The organism is Streptomyces sp. ADI95-16, assembly GCF_003721495.1.
GTDB classification, from domain to species: Bacteria; Actinomycetota; Actinomycetes; order Streptomycetales; family Streptomycetaceae; genus Streptomyces; species Streptomyces goshikiensis.
Genome location: NZ_CP033581.1, coordinates 1,239,695 through 1,256,652, shown reverse-complemented (window position 1 = coordinate 1,256,652; position 16,958 = coordinate 1,239,695). Strand labels below are relative to the sequence as shown.

General features: G+C 73.2%; 15 protein-coding genes. 10 read left to right on the top strand and 5 right to left on the bottom strand.

The window, feature by feature from the left end; all coding sequences use genetic code 11:
• The first annotated feature begins 198 nt into the window (after positions 1-198).
• From EES41_RS05060 to EES41_RS05030, 7 genes are read left to right on the top strand one after another with little or no spacing between them, the layout of a single operon-like run.
• Complete coding sequence (locus tag EES41_RS05060) at positions 199-1,686, top strand: sensor histidine kinase KdpD (protein WP_123076013.1); 1,488 nt, start codon at positions 199-201, stop codon at positions 1,684-1,686.
• Positions 1,683-2,084 (top strand): roadblock/LC7 domain-containing protein, encoded by a 402-nt coding sequence (locus tag EES41_RS05055; protein WP_008743530.1) that lies wholly within the window; start codon positions 1,683-1,685, stop codon positions 2,082-2,084. Before EES41_RS05060 ends, EES41_RS05055 begins: the two co-directional genes overlap by 4 nt.
• Positions 2,081-2,455, top strand: coding sequence for a DUF742 domain-containing protein (locus EES41_RS05050; RefSeq protein WP_123076011.1), 375 nt, complete (start codon positions 2,081-2,083; stop codon positions 2,453-2,455). Before EES41_RS05055 ends, EES41_RS05050 begins: the two co-directional genes overlap by 4 nt.
• On the top strand, positions 2,436-3,074 hold the full coding sequence (locus EES41_RS05045) for an ATP/GTP-binding protein (protein ID WP_174261649.1): 639 nt from the start codon (positions 2,436-2,438) through the stop codon (positions 3,072-3,074). The genes EES41_RS05050 and EES41_RS05045 overlap by 20 nt, the downstream gene beginning before the upstream one ends.
• A complete protein-coding gene (locus tag EES41_RS05040; protein ID WP_123076009.1) occupies positions 3,071-4,309 on the top strand; it encodes a cytochrome P450 in 1,239 nt (412 codons plus the stop codon). The genes EES41_RS05045 and EES41_RS05040 overlap by 4 nt, the downstream gene beginning before the upstream one ends.
• Positions 4,306-5,541, top strand: coding sequence for a cytochrome P450 (locus EES41_RS05035; protein WP_123076007.1), 1,236 nt, complete (start codon positions 4,306-4,308; stop codon positions 5,539-5,541). The genes EES41_RS05040 and EES41_RS05035 overlap by 4 nt, the downstream gene beginning before the upstream one ends.
• 52 nt (positions 5,542-5,593) lie before the next feature.
• Positions 5,594-6,325 carry a hypothetical protein gene (locus EES41_RS05030; protein WP_123076005.1) on the top strand — a complete coding sequence of 244 codons (732 nt, stop codon included), beginning with the start codon at positions 5,594-5,596 and terminating at the stop codon, positions 6,323-6,325.
• A gap of 331 nt (positions 6,326-6,656) precedes the next feature.
• On the opposite strand, the gene EES41_RS05025 is transcribed toward EES41_RS05030, so the two are convergent.
• From EES41_RS05025 to EES41_RS05015, 3 genes are all read right to left on the bottom strand, one after another.
• Positions 6,657-7,379: a zf-HC2 domain-containing protein gene (locus EES41_RS05025; protein WP_123076003.1), complete on the bottom strand. Its 723-nt coding sequence runs from the start codon at positions 7,377-7,379 to the stop codon at positions 6,657-6,659.
• Positions 7,376-7,972: a sigma-70 family RNA polymerase sigma factor gene (locus EES41_RS05020; RefSeq protein WP_037795127.1), complete on the bottom strand. Its 597-nt coding sequence runs from the start codon at positions 7,970-7,972 to the stop codon at positions 7,376-7,378. Before EES41_RS05020 ends, EES41_RS05025 begins: the two co-directional genes overlap by 4 nt.
• 113 nt (positions 7,973-8,085) lie before the next feature.
• A complete protein-coding gene (locus tag EES41_RS05015) occupies positions 8,086-9,084 on the bottom strand; it encodes a DUF1996 domain-containing protein (RefSeq protein ID WP_164495747.1) in 999 nt (332 codons plus the stop codon).
• 203 nt (positions 9,085-9,287) lie between these two features.
• On the opposite strand from EES41_RS05015, the gene EES41_RS05010 reads away from it, so the two are divergent.
• The 3 genes from EES41_RS05010 to EES41_RS05000 all read left to right on the top strand — a co-directional run bounded on the left by EES41_RS05010 (position 9,288) and on the right by EES41_RS05000 (position 15,240).
• Positions 9,288-10,037, top strand: coding sequence for a DUF1838 family protein (locus EES41_RS05010; protein ID WP_123075999.1), 750 nt, complete (start codon positions 9,288-9,290; stop codon positions 10,035-10,037).
• Positions 10,038-10,435: 398 nt separating this feature from the next.
• Complete coding sequence (locus tag EES41_RS05005) at positions 10,436-12,211, top strand: S8 family serine peptidase (protein WP_123082270.1); 1,776 nt, start codon at positions 10,436-10,438, stop codon at positions 12,209-12,211.
• A 260-nt stretch (positions 12,212-12,471) separates the two neighbouring features.
• Positions 12,472-15,240, top strand: a complete 2,769-nt coding sequence (locus tag EES41_RS05000; RefSeq protein WP_254211316.1) for a LuxR family transcriptional regulator — start codon at positions 12,472-12,474, stop codon at positions 15,238-15,240.
• A gap of 120 nt (positions 15,241-15,360) precedes the next feature.
• Here the strand turns inward: EES41_RS05000 and EES41_RS04995 are convergent, their stop codons facing one another.
• Complete coding sequence (locus EES41_RS04995) at positions 15,361-16,245, bottom strand: glycoside hydrolase family 19 protein (protein ID WP_123082269.1); 885 nt, start codon at positions 16,243-16,245, stop codon at positions 15,361-15,363.
• Positions 16,246-16,450: 205 nt separating this feature from the next.
• Positions 16,451-16,864: a rodlin gene (locus EES41_RS04990; protein WP_123075995.1), complete on the bottom strand. Its 414-nt coding sequence runs from the start codon at positions 16,862-16,864 to the stop codon at positions 16,451-16,453.
• Positions 16,865-16,958: the final 94 nt, after the last annotated feature.

Sequence of the window (16,958 nt, the reverse complement as noted above, 5' to 3'; positions counted from 1 at the left end):
GGCCGTCGGTCCCGCCGGGGGTTCGGTGGGTGGAACGGCCCGGGGTCAGAAATCACCGTAGATGGTCTGTAATCGGTCCCGGCGGGGGGAGATTTCTGTCAGGGGCTATCTGAAACGATCAGTAACCCTCCTATAGTTGGCCATCGTTGCCGCAGGAACCCCTTCTTCCATTTTCGCCCCGGTTTGAGGCTCTGATTGATGACGGCGTCGTCCTCCCCCCTTCGCCCCTCCGCCCTCGCGCTGCTCGTCACCTCGGCGGCCTCGGGCGCGTTCTGCACGGCGGCGGTGGCAGCCGCCCCGTCGTCCGTCCAGCTCCCCCTCGGCTGGTTCGTCGGTTCCGGCGCGCTGCTGCTCAGCGTCGCGGCCTTCGCCGTGACCTGGCTCGCCCACTCCGCCCGGCTGCTGCGCCGTCAGGTCGGCGACGCCGAGGCGCGGAACGCGAGGCTGACCGCCGAGACCGCCGCCCGCGCCGCCGAACTCGACCGGCTCGCCGGGATCCACGCGCAGGAGACGGCGGCCCTCGCGGCCGCCCACGCCGCCCGCCTCGGCGCCGCGAACGCCGCCCACGCCGACACCCGCGAGCGCCTCGGCGAGGAGCTGCGGCGCGCCGAGTCCGGCCGGGCCGCCGCCATGGCCGCCGCCGCCAACGCGGCCGGGCGGATGCAGGCGCTCGCCACCGGGATGCTCGCCGACCTGCGCGAGATGGAGCACCGGCACGCCGCCGAGGACGTCCTGGCCGACCTGCTCCACCTCGACCACCGCACCGCCCAGGCCGGCCGCCTCGCCGACTCCGTCGCCGTCCTGACCGGAGCCCGCTCGGGCCGCCGGTGGGCCAGGCCCATCGTCATGGAGTCCATCCTGCGCGGCGCGATGGGCCGGATCGGCGGCTACCAGCGGGTCCGGCTGCACTCCACCAGCGACGCCGCCGTCGCCGGGCACGCCGCCGAGGGCGTCATGCACGCCCTCGCCGAACTCCTCGACAACGCCGCGAACTTCTCCCCGCCGACCGCCGAGGTCCACGTGTACGTGGAGGAGGTGCCGGCCGGGATCGTCATCACCGTCGAGGACAGCGGGCTGGTGATGAGCGACCTGCAACTGCGCCGCGCCGAACGCGCCGTGATGGCCGAGTCGCTGGACCTGGCCGGAATCTCCGGCACCCGCCTCGGCCTCGCCGTCGTCGGCCGCCTCGCCCGCAAGCACGGCCTCACGGTCTCCTTCCGCCCCTCCGCCCGCGGCGGTACGGGCGCGCTGATCCTGCTCCCGCACGACCTCCTCAGCACCACGACCCCCGACCCCCCGCTCTCGCCGTCCACCCTCCCGGCCGACCTGCCCGCGGCCACGGCCGGCGGCGCGGCGGACGAAGGCGGCGTTCAGGCCGAACGGGCCGAACGGGCCGCCCCCGCCCCGGCGGTCGCCGAGACCGAGACGGCCTGCGACCCCCCGGCCCGGCAGGGCGACGGGGAAGGGCCGGAGGTCGGCGAGAGCGGGCTTCCGCAGCGGCGCCGGGGGCGGACCCTGGCCGCCGCGCACCCCGACGGGCCGGGCGCCGCCGGCGCGACCCCTCGTATCCCGCCGGGCACGGCGTCCCGGTCGGCCGCCCGCTTCGGCAGCTTCCGCCAGGCCGTACGCGCCGCAGGCACCCCGCATTCGAACCCCCCGCACCCGGAAGGCGACACGGAAAAATGACCGGCACCACCACCGACGAGAAGCTCAGCTGGCTCCTGGAAAGCCTCCTGGAACGCACCCCCGGCGCCCGCCACGGCCTCGTGCTCTCCCGCGACGGCCTCAAGCTGTGCCGCACCCCCGAACTCTCCGTCGACCAGGCCGACCAGCTCGCCGCGATAGCCGCCGGCATCCAGAGCCTGTCGCACGGCGCGTCCATCGAGTTCGGCGACGGCACCGGCGGCGTGCGCTCCGCCATGGCCGAGTTCTACGGCGGGATCCTGTTCATCGTCGAGGCCGGCGAGGGCGCGCACCTCGCCCTGGTCGCCGCCGAGGACGCGGACGCCGGACTCGTCGGCCACAACATGTCCGAACTGGTGGAGCAGCTGAGCGAGCATCTGATCGCCAGGCCACGGGGTTGAGCCGGAGAAGGCCGGGCCGGGACGACTCCCCGGACCGGCTGTACACCCTCACCGGCGGCCGCAGCAGCTCCGGCTCCGACGCGTTCGACCTGGTCACCCTGATCGTCGCCGAGTGCGACCCGGTGCCCGGCATGCAGTCGGAGCACGCGGCGATCCTGCGGATGTCCCGGTTCCCGACGGCGGTGGTGGAGATCGCGGCCGAACTGGAACTGCCGGTGTCGATCGTCCGGATCCTCCTCGCCGACCTGCTCGGCACCGGGCGCATCAGCGCCCGGCACCCGCGCACGGCGCCCGGCTCGGCCCACTCGTCGTACCGACTTCCCGATCCCGACATCCTGGAGCAGGTGCTCGTTGGACTCCGCAATCTCTGAACGGGGCGCAGACCGGCCCGCCGACCGGCGCCCGACCCCGGCGCTGCGGAGCACCGCCGACAACGGCCTGAAGATCGTCATCGTGGGTGGTTTCGGCGTCGGCAAGACCACCATGGTCCGCTCGGTCAGCGAGATCCGACCGCTGAACACCGAAGAGACCATGACCAAGGCCGGCGAGGCCGTCGACGACACCGCCGGCGTCGCCACGAAGACCGCGACCACCGTCGCCTTCGACTTCGGCCGCATCACCCTCGACGCGCACAACGTCCTGTACCTGTTCGGCGCCCCGGGCCAGGAGCGGTTCTGGTTCCTCTGGGACCGGCTGTTCTCGGGCACCCTCGGCGCGGTCGTCCTCGTCGACACCCGGCGGCTCGCCGACTCCTGGTACGCCATCGACCGGCTCGAACACCACGGCACGCCCTTCGTCGTGGCCTGCAACGACTTCGGCGGCCCCGCCCACACCCCGGAGCAGGTCCGCGAGGCCCTCGACCTGCCCGCGGGCGTCCCCCTGGTGTTCTGCGACGCCCGCTCGCGCGAGTCCAGCAAGGACGTCCTGATCTCCCTCATCCAGCACCTCCAGGCGTACCCCGCGCCGCTGACCCCGGAGCCCGCCCCGTGACCACCCCCGCCGCCCACGAAGCCCCGCCCGTCTACCTCGGCGGCCCCCGCTTCCAGACCGACCCCGCCGAGCTGTACCGGGAGATGCGGCGCGACCACGGCGCCGTCGCGCCCGTCGTCCTCGACGGGGACGTGCCCGCCTGGCTGGTCCTCGGCTACCGCGAGCTGCACCAGGTCACCGGCGACCCCGTGCTGTTCTCCCGGGACTCGGACCTGTGGAACCAGTGGGACCGCATCCCGGCCGACTGGCCCCTGCTCCCGATGATCGGCCGCAAGCAGCAGTCGATCCTCTACACCGTCGGCGAACGCCACCGGGAGCGGGCCGGGGTCATCTCCGACGCCCTGGAGTCCGTGGACCCCTTCGAACTCAAGGGCCACGCCGAGCGGTTCGCCGACGAGCTGATCGACGGCCTGTGCGGCAAGGGCGCCTGCGACATCGTCGGCGAGTACGCGATGCTGCTGCCGCTGCGCGTCCTCGCCCGGATCTACGGGTTCTCCGACGAGCAGGGCCCCGGCCTGGTCACCGCCATGAACGACATGATCAACGGGCGGGAGGGCGCCCTGGAGGGCCAGCGCCACCTCGGCGAGTCGATGTACGGGCTGCTCGCCGCCAAGCGGGCCGCGCCCGGCCCCGACGTCGCCTCCCGGATGCTCGCCGCCGGAACCGGGTTCACCCTGGACGAGATCGCCCAGGACCTGATGGTGATGCTGGCCGCCGGCCACCAGCCCACCGCGGACTGGATCGGCAACTCGCTGCGCCTCATGCTCACCGACGACCGCTTCGCGGCCTCCCTCGCGGGCGGCCGGCACAGCGTCGGCGAGGCCATGAACGAGGTCCTCTGGGAGGACACCCCCACCCAGAACGTCGCCGGCCGCTGGGCCTCCCGCGACACCCACCTCGGCGGCCGCCGCATCGGCCGCGGCGACCTGGTGCTGCTCGGCCTGGCCGCCGCCAACTCCGACCCCCAGGTGCGCACCGACTCCGGCGCCCTCACCGGCGGCAACAACGCCTTCTTCTCCTTCGGGCACGGCGAACACCGCTGCCCCTTCCCGGCCCAGGAAATCGCCGAGGTCATCGCGCGCACCGGCATCGAGGTGCTCCTCGACCGGCTCCCCGACGTGGACCTCGCGGTGCCCGCCGACGCTCTCGCCCGGCGCCCCTCGCCCTGGCTGCGCGGCCTCACCGAACTGCCCGTGTCCTACACGCCCACCCCCGCCCTTGGAGCCGACCGATGACGTGCCCGATCGACCACACCGGCCCCGCCGCCATCACCCTGGACCCCTTCGTCACCGACCTCGACGCCGAGAGCGCCGCACTGCGCGCCGCCGGCCCGCTGGTCCGGGTCGTCCTGCCGGGCGGCGTCGCCGTGTACGCGGTCACCCACCACGCCGAGGCCCGCAAGCTGCTCACCGACCCCCGGGTGGTCAAGGACATCGACGTCTGGGGCGCCTGGCAGCGCGGCGAGATACCCCTGGACTGGCCGCTGATCGGCCTCGCCAACCCCGGCCGCTCCATGCTGACCGTGGACGGCGACGAGCACCGCCGGCTGCGCGGCCTCGTCGCGCAGGCCCTGACCGTACGGCGGGTGGAGAAGCTGCGGGCCGGCATCGAGGCGCTGACCACCGGCATGCTGGACCGGCTCGCCGCGCTCCCGGCCGGCGGGGCGGTCGACCTGAAGGCGGAGTTCGCGTACCCGCTGCCGATGAACGTCATCAGTGAGCTCATGGGCGTCGACGCCGCCGACCACCCGCGCCTGAAGGCCCTGTTCGAGAAGTTCTTCTCGACGCAGACGCTGCCCGAGGAGGTGCCGCAGATGATGGCGGACCTCGGCGCGCTGTTCTCGCGCATCGTGGAGTCCAAGCGGGAGAACCCCGGCGACGACCTCACCAGCGCCCTCATCGCGGCCTCCGAGGACGGCGACCACCTCACCACCGAGGAGATCACCAACACCCTCCAGCTGATGGTGGCGGCCGGCCACGAGACCACGATCAGCCTGATCGTCAACGCCGTCGTCGCCCTGGAGACCCACCCCGCGCAGCGCGCCCTCGTCCTGGCCGGCGAGGTCCCCTGGGAGAACGTCATCGAGGAGACGCTGCGCTGGTCCACCCCGACCTCGCACGTCCTGATCCGCTTCGCGAGCGAGGACATCGAGGTCGGCGACCGGATCCTGCCGAAGGGCGAGGGACTGATCGTCTCCTTCGGCGCCCTCGGCCGCGACGAGGCCCAGCACGGCGGGACGGCGAACGAGTTCGACGTCACCCGCACCCCGAACCGGCACATCTCCTTCGGCCACGGCCCGCACGTCTGTCCCGGCGCGGCGCTCTCCCGCCTGGAGGCCCTCGTCGCCCTGCCCGCCCTGTACGAACGCTTCCCGGGCCTCTGCCTGGCCGTCGCCCGCGAGGAACTGCGCAACAAGCCGGTCCTCACCCAGAACGACCTGTTCGACCTCCCCGTCCGGCTGGCCTGACGCCCCGGGAAAATCGAATGTGCCCGCGAACCGGAGCGGATAGGTTGCTCACGTGCCGAAGCTGAATCAGATCATCGCAGTCGAAAAGGGCGTCAAGTCCAAGTCCCTCCAAGAGCTGACCCAGGCTCATCACGACGTGCAGAAGCCCGCCCTGCTGGCCGGCATCTCGCGGACGTACCAGCCCAAGGACGAAGAGGGCGAGCAACTGCCGCCCGAATCCACCCGGGTCCAGGTCCAGGCGGAGGAGGTGCTGCGCGCGACGGCGCTCACGCTGACGCGGCTGTTCGACGTGACGGCGACCAAGGACTGGGCGAACCGCACGGCCGCCGCCGACGTCGTCGTCGACGGGAACACGCTGCTGGCGCAGGTGCCGGTCCCGTACCTGCTCTTCCTGGAGAAGCAGCTCACCGACCTGCACGCCTTCGTACGCAAGCTGCCCGTCCTGGACGCCTCGGAGTCCTGGAACCTCGACCCGTCCACGGACGCCTGGAAGACGGACCCGGTGCGCACCATCCGCACCAAGAAGGTGCCGCGCAACCACGTCAAGGCCGAGGCGACCGAGAAGCACCCGGCGCAGGTCGAGGTGTACTACGAGGACGTCGCCGTCGGGTACTGGACGACGGTGAAGTTCTCCGGGGCACTTCCCGCCCGCCGGGTCAACGAACTGCTGGACCGCGTCGAGAGGCTCCAGCAGGCCGTCAAGTTCGCCCGCGAGGAGGCGAACGGCACCGAGGTCACCGACCAGCGGGTCGGGGACGCGGTGTTCGGCTACCTGTTCCGGTAGCCCCACGATCTCCCCCTGGGAGCAGGGGGTGGCGCGAGAGCGCAAGCTGAAACTGACGTTGAAGCTGAATGAGGGGTGGCATCCCTCTCAATCTCAGATTCTTGCTCAAGTCTCAGTATTCGCCGCCGATCACCGGATCGACCGAGCGCGGACGACCACCGACGGATAGGGGTTCAAGTCCCTTCTGTGCCTCTCTCATGGCGCGGTAGTTCAAAGGTAGAACACGTCGGTATGAGAATGATCCGCGACTCTTAAACGCCGCCGGTGTGCGCAATTGGGTGGCAAGCAGGGGCCCGGGAGCTGGACATGCTCCCGGGCCCTGTCATGTTCGCTATACCCGGACGGAGACGAACCGGGTGCCGGCCTCGTTCTCGACGAGGACCTCCTTCACATCGGCGGGATCGACCGCCGCCGAACCGTCCAGCGCGGCGCCCTTGCCCTCGCCGTTCTCCTGGCCGCCCACGACCCAGCTGCCCGCGCTGGTGCGCTTGCCGTCCTTGGAGACCACGACCAGCCGGCACCGCTCGCCGGGCGGTACCCCGGTCACCGCGGCGTGCACCCGCACCCACTTCGCGGCGGGCGTCACCTGTACGGTCGCCCGCGCGCCGGTGACCTGGTCGGTCGCCGAGCCCACCTTGGTCCCCGGCACCGGGGTCGGGGCCGCCGACACCGTCGGGGACGGCGGGGGATCGAGGGCGACGTTCTGCCCGTCGTCCGTGCCCAGCTGCGTACCCGCCCAGAACACGGCGGCCAGCGCGGCCGCGGCCGCCAGTCCCGCCAGGCCCGCGCCACGGCGCCGCGCGGCCGTCCGCTCGGCCCGCACCTGCCTCAGCGTGCGCTGGAGCAGCAGATCGCCGCCCTGGGGCGGCCCGTCCAGGAACGCCTCTTCGGGAACCTCACCGAGCACCGCCTCCATTTCGCGCAATGCCGCCACCTCCTCCCGGCACCGCACGCAGCCGGTCATGTGTTCCTCGACCCGGCGGACCTCCTCCTCGTCGAGAACGCCGAGAACGTATGGTCCGAGCAGCTCCTCCTCGTGCCGCTGCCGGTTCATGCCACCACCTCCCGCAGTCCTGCCGGCTTCTGCGGCGGCCTGCCCCTTCGTCTGCCGTCCCTACCGCCGCTGTTCTGGAAGACCTCGCGCAAGGCCTTGAGCGCGTAGTGCGAGCGTGATTTGACCGTGCCCGCCGGGATGCCGAGCCGGTCGGCGACCTCGGACACGCTCAGCTGCCGGTAGTACAACTCCGTCAGCACGTCCCGGTGTTCCGGCGATAGCTGCTCCAGCGCCCCGAGCACGGCCATGGTGTTCACCACCGCGTCGGCGTGGTCCGCCTCGACCGGGGGAGCGGCCGCGGAACCCGACACCTCCGCCGGGCGGGCCGCCTTGGCCCGGTACCGGTCGGTGATGATGTTGCGGGCCACCGTGAGCAGCCAGCCGCGCACCGAGCCCTTCCCGTTCACCAGTGCCTCGGAGTGCCTCCAGGCCCGGATGAGCGTCTCCTGGACGACGTCCTCGGCCGCGGCGCGGTCCCCGGTCAGCCGGGTGGCGTACGCGAGCAGGGCATGGCCGTGCTCCTCGTACACCGACCTGATCAGTGCTTCATCGGTCGAGCCCCGCCGAGTGCGGGGCCACAGTGGTCCGGCCATCTCACCCTCTCCGTCTTCCTCGCGTTCCGTGGTGCGGACAGAACACGCCACCTGGCCGGGCCCGGTTCACGTGACCTGCGTCACTCGCGGTGCGGTCCGGGTCCGCGCGCCGCTCAGATCCGGCAGTGGCGGCCCTCGTTGAGGCAGTCGACGACCCCCTGCATCTGGCGGTCGGTCATCGCGTTCACGAACATCGCGTGGTCCGTCTTCGCGCTGTGCCGCTGCTCCGGGAAGGAGTCCAGCGCCAGCGGGACCTTGGGCGACACCTCGTACGCGAGGGAGAGCCGCAGCTGGGGCACGGGGAAGGTGCCCGTCGGGCAGACCCCGCCCGCGGTGGGGAACGTCAGGTGCGAGCGGTGCCCGGTGCTCTCGGTCTCCAGCCCGTTCCAGCAGCTGGGGAAGACCAGGGTGCGGGTCACGCGCTCGCCGGCGGGGCAGCGCGGGTAGCGGGTCGTGGAGCGGTCCGGGGAGCCGGAGCAGCCCCAGCGGGCCCGTACGTCGGCGTCGCTCGCCGCGGTGAACCCGACCGCGTCACCGGTCATGCCGCGCAGGAACCGGGGCATCGGCACGACCTTGCCGACCGGGCTGCCGCGGAACTCCACGCCCACCGCCTCCTCCGCCACGATCGCGCCCGCGTTGCCGTGCCCCGCGGAGCTCTCGTGCGCCCCGCCGCCCGGCCGGTCGGTGCGGCGCAGCACGGGCCAGTAGTACGTGGACCGGTCGCCGCCGCGGCAGCTGGTGGGCGCGGCGGCCAGTGTGGCGTCGGTGGACAGGGCGGTGGTGGACAGGTTCCCCACGTACGCGTGGGTGTGGTGGGCGCCGGCCGTCAGCCCGGGAGAGACGACCAGGTTGTCCTCGTTGTAGTGGCCCTCCTCGTTGCGGCCGCACTCCACCGTCACGGTGCCCGTCGAGGCGTCGGGCCCGGCCGGGCGCGGCTCCGCGGGCCCTGGCGGTACGTCACGTATGTCCACGTACTCCACGGCGGCCCCGGACCCTGCCGAGGCGTGCGCGCGCGACCCCGCCGCCCGCGAGGCGCCCAGTACGGCGGCGAGCAGTCCGCCGCCCAGGACCAGGCAGACGACCAGCGTGAGCAGTCGGTGTTCATTCCCCATGGCGGCCACCGTCGCCGGTGCCCGCCGCGCCCGTCAACCCGGTCTCGCGATGCCGCGAACGGCTGCCTCGAACCGATCGCACGGCGGGCCGCGAACCGGCCTCGGCCCGCTCGCTCGCCGGTCCGCGAACTGGCCCGCCCGGCCGCCCGGTTGGCCGGGCCGCCGCTTGCCCGCGCAAGCGGAGATCACGCAGAGTACGCGGTATGACACCCACGGAACTCTTCCGGGCGTTCGCCCGTACCCGCGCCTCGCTGGACGGGAGCGAGGTGACCTACTGGTGGACCGGCGACGTCCACTCCTCGGCCCCCGGCGAGCCCTACGAGCGCCTCTTCGGCTTCGAAGGGGTCAACGTCGGGCGCCTGGTCCCCGACGAGGACGCGGCGGCGGGAGCGGACGCGTACCGGTTCCTCAGCCGGGAGGCGGCCTTCTACCTCGACCCGCGCAGCCGCGAGATCCTGGACACCTGGCAGGACGAGCGGGTCGTCCACGTCTGGAACGACCCCGCCAACCAGCGGTGGCGGCCCTTCCCCGTCCCCATGACGGAACTCGGCGACCAGGTCTGCTTCAGCCTGGAGATCCCGCTCGCCTACCCCTCGCCGCTGCCCGTCGCCGACTACCCCGCCCACTCCGCCGACGACACCTACCGGGCGCTGGAGCTCTTCCAGTTCTTCGCCCCCGCCTCGGTCCTCACCACCGACGCGCCGGGCGTCGCCGCGACCATGTCGTGGACCCGGATGTCGCCCTGGCTGCCCTGGATGCGACAGGGGCAGCGGCCGGGCGGGCTCACCTTCCACTGCCGCGGCCGCAAGCTCGGCTCCTACGCCGAGGTGCCCGAGCGCACCCGTGCGTACATCGCCGCCAACCACCCCGAATACGCGCACGCGCCGGAGAAGTGGAGCGAGCCGAACGAGACCAGCTGGACGTACTTCCGCAAGCTGAACCCGCCCGCGTAACGCGCGCGTAACGCGCGTGTATCGCACGGGGGGTGCGGGGGCGGCGTAGGGGGGTCGACAAGGGTTTTCCCCGTATCGGGTTCATCCCCGCGTTGCCTACTGTCTGCCCACCGGCGATCTTCCCCGGCCCGTGAGGACCCCGCACCCACCCCACATGGTGCGAAGCCGCACGGCCGGGTCGACCGTCGGCAACGCCGTTGCCCAGCCCCGCCGTCGCGGCCGGGCAACGCGGCGCGCGGCGGTGGCCGGCGCGGGTTCGACCAGCCCGTGCCCGGCCCCGCGGTCCGCCGGTTCACCTCCCACACAGCTCAAACCGGCCGCTCCGGCCTGCCCGGAAACGGCCCGCGAAAGGGAACACCGTGCACGCAACCAGACGTCGGCTCATATCCGTGGTGGCCATGTCGGTCACCCTCCTCGCCGGCTCCGCCACCGCCTCGGTGGCCCTGACCCAGTCGGCACCCGCCGCGGCTCCGGCCGCGGCCGCCACGGTCCCCGCCCCCACCGCGCCGGTCGAGAACCTGATCGTCGGCTACAAGACCTCCGCCACGGAGGCCAGTTCCAACACCGCGGCTGCCGATGACGCCACCACGAAGGGCAAGAAGGCCGGCAAGAAGGCGAAGTTCGACCGCCGCCTCGGCACCGGAGCCGCCCTCGTCAACCTCGGCGGTGCGACCGCCCCGGCCGACGCGGCGAACGTGATCGCCCAGTTCCGCTCCGACCCCGACGTCGCCTACGTCGAGCCGGACACCCGCGCCTACGCCATGGCCGTCACTCCGAACGACACCGAGTACGCCAAGCAGTGGGACCTCTTCGAGCCCACCGCCGGCATGAACGTTCCGCCGGCCTGGGACAAGACCACCGGCTCCGGCGTCACCGTCGCCGTGATCGACACCGGTTACGTCGCCCACTCGGACGTCGCCCCGAACATCGTCGCCGGCTACGACTTCATCTCGACCTCCTCCGAGGCCCGCGACGGCAACGGCCGTGACGCCAACCCCGCCGACGAGGGCGACTGGAACGCCACCGACGGCGAGTGCGGCGCCGGCTCCAAGGCCAGCAACTCCTCCTGGCACGGCACCCACGTCGCGGGCACCATCGCCGCCGCCACCAACAACTCCAAGGGCGTCGCCGGCATCGCCTACGGCGCGAAGATCCAGCCCGTCCGCGTGCTCGGCAAGTGCGGCGGTGCCACCTCGGACATCGTCGACGCCATCACCTGGGCCTCCGGCGGCTCCGTCGCGGGCGTCCCGGCCAACGCCACCCCGGCCAAGGTCATCAACATGAGCCTCGGTGGCTCGGGCGCCTGCGGCACCAGCTACCAGAACGCCATCAACGCCGCCGTCGCCCGCGGTACGACCGTCGTCGTCGCGGCCGGCAACAGCAACGCGAACGCGTCCGGCTTCTCGCCCGCCAGCTGCAACAACGTCATCAACGTGGCGTCGACCAACCGCGCCGGCGACCGCTCGTACTACTCCAACTACGGCGCGATCATCGACGTCGCCGCCCCGGGCGGTGAGACCCGCCGCGCCACCGACACGCCCGGCACCGTCACCACCCCCGAGAACGCGATCCTCTCCACCCTGAACGCCGGAGCCACCACCCCCGGCGCCGAGACCTACAAGCCCTACCAGGGCACCAGCATGGCCGCCCCGCACATCGCGGGTCTCGCCGCCCTGCTGAAGTCCGCCAAGCCCTCGCTGACCCCGGCCCAGGTCGAGTCCGCGATCAAGAACACCGCCCGCCCGCTGGCCGGCACCTGCACCGGTGGCTGCGGCACCGGTCTCGCCGACGCGGCCGCGGCCGTCGCCTCCGTGGCGACGACGACCCCGCCCGCCGGCAGCTTCCAGAACACCACGGACTACGCCATCGGTGACAACGCCACCGTGGAGAGCCCCATCACCGTCAGCGGCGTCACCGGCAACGCCCCGGCCGCCCTCCAGGTCGGCGTGAAGATCGCGCACACCTACATCGGTGACCTGAAGGTCGACCTGGTCGCCCCCGACGGCAGCGTCTACACGCTCCACAACCGGACCGGCGGCGGCACCGCCGACATCAACCAGGTCTACACCGTCAACGCCTCCTCCGAGGCCGCCAACGGCACCTGGAAGCTCCGCGTGAACGACAACGCGGGCGGCGACACCGGCAAGATCGACTCCTGGAGCCTCGGCTTCTGATCCCGCCACCGCCCCGGGGGCCCCACACCCCGGCCGGACGGGATCCGGGCCGCGCCCCGGCCTGGCTGACGGGCCGAAAGTACGGACCAATACAGCCCGCGGGCCTGCCGGTACACCTCGTACCGGCAGGGCCGCCGGGCTTTCCCGGCATCCGACTGAATTCTGCGTCACAATCGGGGTCGACACGCCGTCCCACCTCGTATTGTCGCCTCTCACAGGAAAGGCACAGGAGCTGGGGACCGAGAGGCTGGTGGCTGTGCGTGGTGGCGGCGACGGGGAACGCTGACACGACCGTCGGACAGGGCGAGATCATCGAGGCGGTCGACCGTGCGCTGACCACGCACGGCAGGGCCATCCTCACCGGACCCGCCGGCGCCGGCAAAACGGAAGTGGTACGCGCCGTCGCGGCCGCCGCCGAGCGCCACGAGACCGTGCTCCGCCTCGCCCCCGAGGCCGGCGACGAAGCGATACCCGAGGCCTCGGCCGCCGCCCTGCTCTCCACCGTCCCCCGCGCCGCGCTGGAACGGCTGGCCGGACCGCAGCGCACCGCCATCGCCCTGCTGCGCCGCGAGACCGACGAGCCCCGCGACGGCCGCGACCACGTCGCCCTGCGCCTCGCCCTCGTCGAGGTCCTGCGCACCCTCGCCGCCCGCACCCCCGTCCTGATCGTCCTCGACAACGCCCAGTGGCTCGACGCCGAGAGCGCCGATCTGCTCCGGTTCGCCCTGCGCCTCACCCCGCCCCGCGTACGGGTCCTCGTGGCCGAACGCGTACAGGGCGGCGGCCCCGCCACCGAACCCCTCTGCGGCCCCGGCACCCCCGAGATCCGGGTCCCCCCGCTCGGCGCCGAGCAGATCGCCGAACTCCTCGTCCGCCACGGCCTGCCCGCCCGCCTCGCCGGCCGCATCCACCAGGCCAGCGGCGGCAACCCCCGCCTCGCCCTCGCCCTCGGCCACTCCCTCGCCGAAGCCGGCGGCGCCCGCGACGGCGGAGCCCACCACGCCGACACCCTGCCCGTCTCCGGACAGGCCCGCGAGGTCGCCCGCAGGCTGCTCGCCGAAGCCCCCGCCGAGGGCCGCCGCACCCTGCTGCTCGCCGCCCTCGCCACCCGCCCGACCACGGCCCTGCTACGGCGGGCCGGCCGCCCCGACGCGGAGACCGAGCTCGCACGGGCCGAACGGGTCGCACTGGTCACCGTGGGGGAGGACGGCGCGGTCCGGTTCACCGCCGGGGCGCTGCGCACCACGCTCGCCGCCGACGCCGGATGGCCCGAACGCGCCGCCGCGCACGCCGCGCTGGCCCGCGCCGTGGACGATCCCGTCCAGGCCGTACGACACCGCGCGCTGGCCGTGGACACCCCCGACCAGTGGCTCGCCGCCGAGATAACCGAGGCCGCCGCGGCCTGCCGGCGCCGCGGCCAGCGCGCCCTCGCCGCCGAACTCGGCCTGCTCGCCGCCGAACGCACGCCGGTCGACCTCGCCGGCGAGGAACTGGCCCGGCTCGTCGCCGCCGCCGAGGACGCCGGCTGGGCCGGCCGCGCCGACCTCGCCCGCCGCGCCACCCGCGCCGTCCTGGCCCGCGACGCCTCGCCCGCCGACCGGGTACGGGCCCGGCTCGCCGTCATCGACGCCGCCGGGCAGGCCCTCTCCGACCTCGACGAGACCTTCGCCCACGCCATGGCGGACGCCGCCACCGAGCCCTCCCTCCAGGCCGCCGTCCAGCTCCGCGTCGCCTGGAAGCACAACCTCAGCGACGGCGACCCCGTCCGCTCCCGCGACGCGGCCGCCGCCGCCGGAGAGCTCGCCGCCACCGGCGGGGACCAGGTCGCCGAGGCCATGGCCCTGACCGTCCGGGCCCGCATGGGCCGCATCCTCGGCGACCCCGACGCGGAGGAGATCCTGGCCGAGGCCCTCGCCGTGCCCGCCCCCGAAGTGCCCCTCGGCATGCGCAACGCGCCCCAGTACCTCGCCGTACGCCACGCCCTCTTCGACGACCGGCTCGACGACGCCCGCCGCCAGCTCCTGGTGCTGCTGCCCGCCGTCCGGCGCACCGGCTCCGCCGAGGACGTCTTCGAGGTGCTGCGCAGCCTCACCGAGGTCGAGCTGCGCGGCGGCCGCTGCGCAGCCGGCTCCGCGCACGCCCGCCACGCCCTGGAGCTCACCATCGAAGCGGGCCTCTCGCCCGGACCCGCCTGGTACTGCGCCGCGACCGCCGAGGCGCAGGGCGGCAGCTTCGCGCGCGCCGCCGGATACGCCCGGCGCGGCATCCAGGCCTCCGAGGAGGAACACGACCAGGTCTTCCTCTCCCGCAGCCTGTACGCCCTCGGCCTGGTGGAACTGGCCACGGGAGAGGCCGCGAAGGCGGTCGCCACCCTGCGCCGGGTCGCGGAACTGGAGGCCGCCCAGCAGGTGGTGGACCCCTCCGTCCTGCGCTGGCACGGCGAACTCGCCGAGGCCCTGGTCGCCGCTGACGCGCCCGACGAGGCGGCCCGGCTGATCGAGGACGTCCGTACGACGGCCCGCACGCTCGGGCGCACCACCGTGACCGCCGCCCTCGACCGGGCCCAGGGCCTGTGCCTGTCGGCGCTCGGCGACGCCGAGGAGGCCGTGGCCCTGCTGGAGGCCACCGCGCGGCGGTTCGAGGCCCTCGGGCTCCCGCTGGAGCGCGGCCGCACCCTGCTCGCGCTCGCCCGGGTGGAGCGGCGCCGTCGCCGCCGCGCCCCGGCGCGCGCCGCGCTGCGGGCGGCCGCCGAGGTCTTCGAGCGGGCCGGCGCGAAACCCTGGCTGGACCTGGCCCGGGAGACCGCGCCCGAGACCGCCGCCACCGCGGCCCGCCACCCCGGCGCGGCGGCGCTGACGGACGCCGAGACGAGACTCGCGCTGCTCGTCAGCCAGGGCGCCAGCAACCAGGAGGCGGCCGCCAAGCTGTTCCTCAGCGTCAAGACGGTGGAGTCCCGCCTGACCCGGATCTACCAGAAGCTCGACGTCCGCTCCCGGGCCCAGCTGGCCACGGCGCTGCGCATCGCCTGAGCGGACCGGGCCCGTTCCGGACGCGGCCGGGGGCCGTCCCCTTCGCCGACCCGCGCCGCGCGGCGCCCTGGTCATCGTCGGCGGCGAAGGCGCGGGCCCCCGGCAACCCCCGGTGGGTGGTCAGCAGCTGAGGTTGTTCCCCGGCGTGACACCGAGCAGCTGAGTGAAGCTCTGGTACTTCGAGACGCGGCTCTGGACCTGGCCGGGGTTGCCGCCGTTGCACTCCAGGGAGCCGTTGATGGAGCGGATCGTCTCGCCGAAGCCCGCGCCGTTCACCATCGCCGCGTGCGCGGTCATCGTGCCCGGGCCGTTCTGGGTGTTCCAGTACCAGAGCGCCGTCTTCATGGCGACGGCCGGGTCCTGCTCGACCAGGTAGGGGTTGGCGAGGAGATTGATGCCGAGGGCGTCACCGGCGGCCTTGTAGTTGAAGTTCCAGCTCAGCTGGATCGGGCCGCGGCCGTAGTAGGCGGCCTGGCCCGCCGGACAGCCGTAGGGCTGCGTCGCGTCGCAGTAGTGCGGGTAGTTGGCCGTGTTCTGCTCGACGATGTACACCAGCCCGCCGGTCTCGTGCGAGACGTTCGCGAGGAAGGCGGCCGCCTCGCGGCGCTTGACGGTGTCGTCGCCGGTGCGGGCGAAGGCGGGGTACGCCGACAGCGCGGCCACCAGGCCGTTGTACGTGTAGAAGGAGTTCCGGTTCGGGAACATCTGGTTGAACTGGGCCTCGCTGACGACGAAGCCGGAGGGGTTGCCCGGGTCCGGGTCCTGGCCCCCGCCGCCCCCACAGGCGCCCTGGTCCGACCAGACGCCCCACTGGCCGGTGGTGCCGGGCGTCTCGCCCTGCGTCCACCACTTCGCCAGCCAGTTGTGGCCGCCGTGCGAGGCGGTCATGCCGTTGGTGTAGACGGCCGAGGAGGCCCAGGCGCCGGCGCAGGCCGGCGCGGCGGCGGCGGGCGAGGCGGGCAGTGCGATCGCGAGGCCGAGGGTGACGGCAGCGGCGGCGGCCAGCGAGAGGGCGCGGCGGCGTAGCGCACGTATCACGTAAGAGCTCCTTGAGTGGGGGGAGTTGCCGTGGGGGAGCGACTACCGCCACTGAACCGAAGCTGGTCTGGACCTGTCAAGGTCTAGACCACATAAATCCTGAATCCCTCACTCCGTAAACGCCGGACCGGCGTGACGACGAAGGTCGTCACGCCAGTCCGGAGGGAACGGATCAGCTGCCGGCGGAGAGGTTGCCGGAGAGCACCGGGATGTTGTCGACGATGTGCGACAGGGACTCGTCGCCCTTCGCCTGGGTGGAGTTCTCGGCGCACTGCTGGTTCTGCGGGTTGGACAGCACGTTGACGTCCTGGACGCCGACGTTGGCGATGAGCGCGAGCAGCGACTGGGCGTTGACCTTGGCCGGCAGGCCGACGCAGAGCTTGTTCAGGGAGCCCTGGACGGCGCTGAGCTGCGGGCTCATGGCGCCGTGGGTCTCCTGGTTTCCGTAGATCTGCGCGGAGTTGTTGCCGTTGACCGTGTTGACGCCGTTGTCGTTGCCGATCGCCATCGCCGGGGAGGCGGCGACGGCACCCGCGCCCAGGGCGGTGGCGGCGATCGCGGCGGAGGTCATGAACTTCTTGAGCATGTCTCGGAATCCTTCTTGTCGCATGAGTCGTTCCCCGGCGGGACATGCTGGTCAACTGCCGACGGGGCCCGTGGTTATCGCCCATCACCCATGC

Excerpts from the sequence above, each read along its gene's own strand:
- EES41_RS05060 (WP_123076013.1), top strand. The coding sequence starts at position 199 with ATGACGGCGTCGTCCTCCCCCCTTCGCCCCTCCGCCCTCGCGCTGCTC.
- EES41_RS05055 (WP_008743530.1), top strand. The coding sequence starts at position 1,683 with ATGACCGGCACCACCACCGACGAGAAGCTCAGCTGGCTCCTGGAAAGC.
- EES41_RS05035 (WP_123076007.1), top strand. The coding sequence starts at position 4,306 with ATGACGTGCCCGATCGACCACACCGGCCCCGCCGCCATCACCCTGGAC.
- EES41_RS05025 (WP_123076003.1), bottom strand. The coding sequence starts at position 7,379 with ATGAACCGGCAGCGGCACGAGGAGGAGCTGCTCGGACCATACGTTCTC.
- EES41_RS05020 (WP_037795127.1), bottom strand. The coding sequence starts at position 7,972 with ATGGCCGGACCACTGTGGCCCCGCACTCGGCGGGGCTCGACCGATGAA.
- EES41_RS05015 (WP_164495747.1), bottom strand. The coding sequence starts at position 9,084 with ATGGGGAATGAACACCGACTGCTCACGCTGGTCGTCTGCCTGGTCCTG.
- EES41_RS05010 (WP_123075999.1), top strand. The coding sequence starts at position 9,288 with ATGACACCCACGGAACTCTTCCGGGCGTTCGCCCGTACCCGCGCCTCG.
- EES41_RS05005 (WP_123082270.1), top strand. The coding sequence starts at position 10,436 with ATGTCGGTCACCCTCCTCGCCGGCTCCGCCACCGCCTCGGTGGCCCTG.
- EES41_RS04990 (WP_123075995.1), bottom strand. The coding sequence starts at position 16,864 with ATGCTCAAGAAGTTCATGACCTCCGCCGCGATCGCCGCCACCGCCCTG.